The 1,622-nt window shown below is 67.8% G+C and carries 1 pseudogene; it reads right to left on the bottom strand.

Annotation, left to right across the window (positions count from 1 at the left end):
• Window positions 1–1,622: pseudogene (locus GM655_RS22815) on the bottom strand (heme utilization protein); the annotation flags it as partial.

Here is a 1,622-nt window from a genome sequence, read left to right as displayed (position 1 = left end):
GTGCTCAGCGTGTTGATCTGGTTGGTGCTCATGCCGGCCACCTGGGCCGTCGTCAGCGCCGCGATGGCCGCCGTGCGGATTTCTGCCAGATCGGCCGTTTCCAGTGCTGCGATGCTGGCCGGGGTCAGCGCCAGCACCTGGGCCGTGCCCAAGGCAGCGGCCTGGGCCGTATTCAGCGCAGCAATCTGGTCGCTGTTCAAGGCCTTCATCTGGGCTGCGCTCAGCGCCGCCACCGTGGCCGTGGCCATTACCGCCAGATCAGCCGTGGCTAGTGCGCCCATCGCATTCGTACCCAGACCGGCAACCTGCGTGGCCGAAATCTGGCTGGCCTGCGCCGTGGTCAGCGCAGCGATCTGCTTGGTGCCGAGCGCGCCAAACTGGCTCGAGCTCAGCGCAGCCGTCTGGCCTGTGCTGAGGCCAGCAATCTGGGCCGTGCTCAGGCCCGCGATCTGGGCCGTGCGCAGCAGCGCCATCTGGGCCGTGCTCAGGCCATCCAGATCCGCCACTTCGATGGCGCCGATGGCCGCCACCGTCAGGGCATTCACCTGGGCCGTGCTCAGATTCAGAATCTGATCCGAGCTCAGCGCCACCATCTGGTCCGTATTGAGTGCCCCCACGGCCGCCACGCTCAGCGCGGCAATCGCTGCGCTCGACAGCGAAGCTACCTGGGCCGTCGTCAGTGCGGCCACCTGGGCACTGCCCAGAGCGGCCAGGCTGGCCGTCTTGATGGCAGCCAGATCCACCGTTTCCAGTGCGCCCAGTGCGGCCGCATTCAGCGCAGCGATATGGGCCGTTCCCAGTGCTGCAGCCTGGGCCGTACCCAGCGCCACGACCTGCGCGCTGGTCAGCGCCTTGGCCTGAGCGGCGCTCAGGGCCGCCACCGTGGCCGTGGCCAGAGCCGCCACATCCGCCGTTTCCAGTGCGGCCATGGCATTGCTGCCCAGACCCACTACCTGAGTGGCGCTCAGTACGCTGGCCTGGGCCGTAGTCAATGCCACGATCTGCGCCGTATTCAGCGCTGCCACCTGATTCGAACCGAAGGCGGCGACCTGGCCCGTGCTCAGGGCCGCGACCTGGGCCGTGCCCAGGGCTGCCACTTGTGCACTGCGCAGCACGGCCACATTGGCCGTGGTGATGCCGGCCAGATCGGCCACATCGATCGCTGCAATGGCTGCCGTGCCCAGCGCGCTGGTTTGCGCCGTCGTCATGGCAGCGAACTGGTCGGACGTCAGCGCCACGATCTGCGCGCTATTAAAGGCGGCTACCGCGCCAGCGCTGAGCGCCGTCACCGAAGCCGTACCCAGCGACGTTACCTGATCCGTCGTCAGTGCGGCTGCCTGTGCGCTGCTCAGCGCAGCGATCGTGGCCGTCTTGATGGCCGACAGGTCCACCGTTTCCAGACCGGACAAGGCGCTCGGCGTGAGCGCGGCCAGTTGTTGCGTGGTCATGGCTGCCGCTTGCGCGGTGCTCAAGGCGACCAGTTGGGCACTATTCAGGGCTTTGAGCTGGGCCGCCGTGAGCGCGCCAAACGCGTCCGAACGCAGCGCAGCGAAGTCGGCCGTCTCCATGGCGGCCAGTGCATTGCTGCTCAGCGCAACGATTTGCGCCGTGCTCAGCACGCC

Origin of the sequence: Pseudoduganella danionis, from assembly GCF_009720775.1 — a bacterium.
GTDB lineage: Bacteria > Pseudomonadota > Gammaproteobacteria > Burkholderiales > Burkholderiaceae_D > Rugamonas > Rugamonas danionis.
This window is presented reverse-complemented; position numbering and strand designations above follow the sequence as displayed.